2 protein-coding genes are annotated in these 4,953 nt (G+C 40.9%); both read right to left on the bottom strand.

Translation table 11 applies throughout. The features are described 5' to 3' along the window. Nucleotides 1–295: 295 nt before the first annotated feature. Nucleotides 296–2,107 (bottom strand): serine hydrolase, encoded by a 1,812-nt coding sequence (locus tag Q1V93_RS06190; protein WP_300662855.1) that lies wholly within the window; start codon nucleotides 2,105–2,107, stop codon nucleotides 296–298. 82 nt (nucleotides 2,108–2,189) lie between these two features. Beyond that, nucleotides 2,190–4,352, bottom strand: coding sequence for a leucine-rich repeat domain-containing protein (locus Q1V93_RS06185; RefSeq protein ID WP_300662853.1), 2,163 nt, complete (start codon nucleotides 4,350–4,352; stop codon nucleotides 2,190–2,192). Nucleotides 4,353–4,953: the final 601 nt, after the last annotated feature.

The following is a 4,953-nucleotide window of genomic DNA, read 5'->3' as shown; positions in this document are numbered from 1 at the left end:
CCGTAGTTGAGTGATTCAGATGCGTTTTTTTGTGATTTTGGAATCCTCTTTTGCAGGGTGTTTTTTTACAATTGTGTGCATATTGTTCCTGATACTATTTTGCCCCTTGTTCCCGATACACCTCCATTACATTCCGGCACTCGAACTGACAGCAGCAAAATCGAACGGACATAGCTGATCGCATGTCGTGCTTCGACTCTACTCAGCAGACTTCCATAAGGCATGAATTTGAGGTGGATTTTCTTACTATCGGAATAAAATTCCCGGGAAAAACGAGCAAGGTTCTCCCGGGAGATCATTCTTTGCGTTTAGCCGTAAAATTGCCATTCGGCTGCAGGATTGTTACGGTTTTTGCTTTTCCGTTTTCAAGTGCAAATTTCAGGCTGTATCCTTTGACAATTACAAAATCAAAGGTGTCGTTTCCAACAGGGATTGTTTCGTAATCCGGTTGTCCGGGAACAAGGAGCATCAGTGTTTTTCCTTTCAGGTAGATTTTGATTGTTTGTCCTTCCAGGTCGTAATCACCGACATATTTTGACAATTCATCGCCGGAAATTTCGACTTTCGGGTTACTACGGGGAAACACACTGGTTTTTCCGGGTTCGTCCAGCTGCATGGAAACACTTTCGATCTTCCCGTTGCTTGCACTTGCGAAGTTGACCAGGAATTTAGAACCTTCTTCCAGATCGCCGCTGCCGTCAACCGATTCAAGGGAAAACACATCGTAATGGTAATGTTTCAGCCATACTTTTTCTCCTCCAAGCGTTGTTTTTAAGGTGTCGTTTTCCAACGCAATCGTGAAATCGGAAAAAACGGGATTGGAATAGTACCCGGCATAGTCCTTCAGGGGGTGTGAAGGTGTTGTGTTTTTAACCTGGACGGAATCAACCGAATGATCTATTTTTGACCTGGTTTTTGTTAACTGATCCAATCCTTTTTTGGCATCTCCGTTCCATGGAATCGGATCCAGGGCAAACAATCTGTCTGAAATCATGTTACGGACAGTTCCCGGCACCATGGAAGCATTTTGGTTGACCAATACCACAATTCCGATCGAATCACTTGGATAAAACGCCACATTTGCAGAGAATCCATCAATGTTTCCACCATGTTCTACCAGGTAATGTCCGCGGTAGGATTGCATGAACCAACCAAATCCGTAAGTACTGAATTGAATATCCGCATGTTCATCCGGAAGTCCGCCGTCAACAACCATTTGAGAACTGGAAGCAGCTTTCAGATAACTCACCGGAATGATTTCCTGACCTTTGAATTTTCCTCCCATCACCCAGGCTGAAACCCAGTTTGCCATATCGTTCGCACAGGAATTGATGCTTCCTGCAGGTCCCATTCCGTTGATGTTGTAATAATTGACTTTCTTGATGTTTATTTTTTCATCGAAGGAATAGGGAAGTGATGCGTCCGGATCTTTTTTTACCATGTTAATGTCTGTATTGCTGCGCGTCATATTCAAGGGTGCAAAGAAGCGTTCCCGGATGTTTTGTTCCCAGGTTTTGTCGGTTATTTTTTCCGCAATCATTCCCTGAAGCAGGAACATCCAGTTGTTGTACTGCCATTTTTCACGCAATTTCATATTCGGTTCCATGTATTTGATACGTTCAATCAAACTGTCTCTGTTTGCGGTGTTGAACAAATACCAGGAATAATCGAAACGCGAAAGACCGGTGCGGTGACACATCATGTCGCGGATTGTAATTCCGGTATTCATGTAATCATACTTGAAACTTAAGCTGGGTAAATGTTTGGTTGCCAAATCGTCTAGCTTGAGTTTTCCTTCTTTTTCCAACTGTCCGAGAACTGCGGAAGTAAAGGCTTTACTTGATGAACCGATTGCAAAAAGTGTATTCGGAGTGACCGGTTTTTTGTTTTCCAGGTCGCGGTAACCGAATCCTTTACTCATGAGCACCTGATCTTTGTACACAACGGCTACTGAAAACCCAACAGCTTTTTGATCCGCAAGTACTTTTTCCAGTTCTTTTTCAATGCCGGCAAGCCTTTTGGCATAATCCGGTTTTTTCTCTTTGGTCTGGGCAGCAGCCGTAAGAACGCATGGAATTGTCAGTAAAAGGATAACGATTTGTTTCATAGTGATGATCTTTTTGAATCCGTCTAAAAGTATAAAACCTGCACGAATTCTTCCTCAAAAAATGGGGTGAATGGTTGATTTATCAGTTTTTCTGATACACAATCGTTTTATTCAAAATTTTCCGGGGCTCATCTTTTTCATAGAATTTACCATTGAGGTCCAGTGCGAGTGTTATTTTATTCTTTGAATAATTCAGAATCTCGATACTTCCATTGAGTGGCTGATATGCCCGGTCAAAACTCCAGATGCTGTTATAGGATGCTTCTACTTTTAGTTTAGAAAACGGAAGCTGAAAACTTTTTTGTCCCTCAAGCAGGTATTTCGGAATAGCGATAGTGATTGTTTTGTGGTATTCTTCATCAATCACCCTGGGTTCGTTATAGAAATAGTAATAGCTGAGAACAAGTGTGTCTTTTTTGTCGACAAATTTGCAGGTCTCCTTACCATATTTTTCTTCGAAGTTGACAAGCATTCGTTCCAGTGTTCTGCAATTCCATTCCCATTCGAGTTTCCCGGAAAATTCCCGTTCCATTTTTTTAGGATTGTCAATCAAGGTGCTGCACAGTTTGATTCTTTTGATTGCAGGATTTGCTTTGAATGATCCGGGTATGACCCGAATTTGAGTGTTTTCAAGAAATACATCTTCCAAATTCGGAAGAGTTCCCAATGTTTCAGGAATGGCAGTAAGCATTTTATTGGAGGATAAGTCGACAGATTCCAGGGATATTAAGTTTCCGATTGCAGCGTCTACCTGTTCGAGTTCATTGTTTTCCAGGTTTAGTATTTTCAAGGATGTTAGCTGGTAAAATGCCGGTGGAAGTGTTTTAATATTGTTACCGGAAAGGTATAATTCTTCCAGTTTTTTCAGTTGACCGATTTCTACCGGAACTTCAGTGAGATTACTACCCCAAAGACTCAGTTTTCTCAATTCTCCCAGGTTTCCAATGCTTCCGGGAAGTGTTTTGATTCTGCACCAGGACCAATCAATCTCTTCCAATTGGTGTAAATTTCCTATTTCGGAAGGAATTTCGATTGCCTGCCCCCAATTGGTTGAAAGACTCATTTTTTTCAACTCTTTCAGTTGGCCAATTTCCTTTGGTAAGCTCTGCAATTTCGATTTTCCAAGTTCAAGAAACTGTAATTTGTTCAGGTTCCCGATATCGGGAGTTAAGATGGTATCGTTGTAATAATCGAAAGTCAAATGAGTCAAGTTTGAAAGTTTGCAAACCTGCTTCATTATTTCCACGGAATTGCGGGATCCTATCAGCGTTAATTTCCGAACCTGTGTGAGTAGTGAAATTTCCTTCGGAATGTCTCCGTAACGTTCAAAGGCGATGGTTAAGTCTTCCAAGCGGTCAAGATGACTCAACTTTTCCAAGCCGTCCGACCAATTGAATGAATTCAAATCCCGGAGATACAATTTTGTGAGATTTTGTAGTTTCCCGACCGATTCCGGAAAACTATCCAGAACGGTTTCATAAAGTCCGAGCGTTTTCAATGTTGAAATCCTGAAAGCAGGATATGGAAAAACACTGTGATAACCTCCGAAATGAAAGGCTTCCAGGTTTAGTTTTGAAAGGGATTCCGGGAATGATTTGAAAGCGTTTCCACTGAGACTTAAAACGCGCAGCTGAGCCAGATCACCGATTTTATCCGGTAGTTGTTCCAGGTTATTTGATTGAATGTTCAGTTTCTGAAGTTGTTTCAAATCACAGATGGAAGCTGGTAGTTGAGTGAGATCGTTCGAGTTTAAAAGCAGCTCCTTTAATTGTTTCAAAAGCCCGGTTTCTGGTGGTAATTGTGTTAGTTTATTGGATGTGAGATTCAGGTGCTCCAGTTTTTGAAGCTGACCGATTTCGGGAGATATTTCTGTGAGATAATTTAGTTCCAGCTTGAGGTATTTGAGTTCCTTCAGCAAAGCAATTTCCTTTGGGATTTTTTTCAGATCACAGGCCATCATTTCGAGCGTATCGAGTTTGGGTAATTTTCCCAGTAATTGAAAAAGCTTAGAAATATCCAGGTTTTTGTGCCATCCGATGCTGATTTTGTGAAGGTTTTTGCAATTTGCAAGTTCCCGGGGAAGTTCTTTGGCGTTACTGTATTTTGTTTGATTTCCGAGGTATAATCCTTCCACTTGCAAGGGCTGTTTCAAGGCTTCATCCAGATCGGAGAAATGTTTTTCTTGCCCGAAGCCCTTACTAACGGAAAACAGCAGCAACATAAGCAATAATACGATTGGTCTCATAGTTCAGTATTTATTGGGTAGGATCGAAAGTAATAAAAATAGAATTACAGCATCTTACGGATGAATATCTGCCTGAAGTTGATTTTGATAGGGGAGTTTGGGATGAGTTTTTGGGTCTTGCGTTCTTACCGGAAGGAACAGGAAGTGCACGAGGTTTGGTTGGTTTACGGCTGTTTTTTTAAACGCAAAGAAGAAAAGGCAATGCTTTTGAAGACGAAGCATAGTCTGAAAGACGTTATGCAAGGTACGAAGAGCGCAAAGAGCAGAATTTATTCAAAACAAAAAAAATGCGAAACCCCTTGCTGTGACTGGGCTAATAGACACATGTCTATCCGTATTTTTATACATAAAGCAGGGTAGAAATTTCCTGGTTTTTGTTTCTCTTAGATGAATGAACAAATGACTCCTGATAATCTTTAAAACGCAAAGAAAAGGAGGTCGCAAAGGTCTGTTTGAATCTTTGCGCTCTTTGCTCCCTGGCGTTAAAGTGAAAGGACAGCTTTTCAGATCAGTCTTTTTTTAGCTGAATGATTGTCAATTGTTCAATACTTCTCATCAAAATTGAGTTTTTTTCCAATCCAGATTCTTTTCAGCATTAATT

The organism is Fluviicola sp., assembly GCF_030151805.1.
Taxonomy (GTDB): Bacteria; Bacteroidota; Bacteroidia; order Flavobacteriales_D; family Crocinitomicaceae; genus Fluviicola.
This window is presented reverse-complemented; position numbering and strand designations above follow the sequence as displayed.

Bases quoted from the DNA above. Each gene is read 5' to 3' on its own strand.
- Q1V93_RS06190 (WP_300662855.1), bottom strand. From the start codon at position 2,107: ATGAAACAAATCGTTATCCTTTTACTGACAATTCCATGCGTTCTTACG.
- Q1V93_RS06185 (WP_300662853.1), bottom strand. From the start codon at position 4,352: ATGAGACCAATCGTATTATTGCTTATGTTGCTGCTGTTTTCCGTTAGT.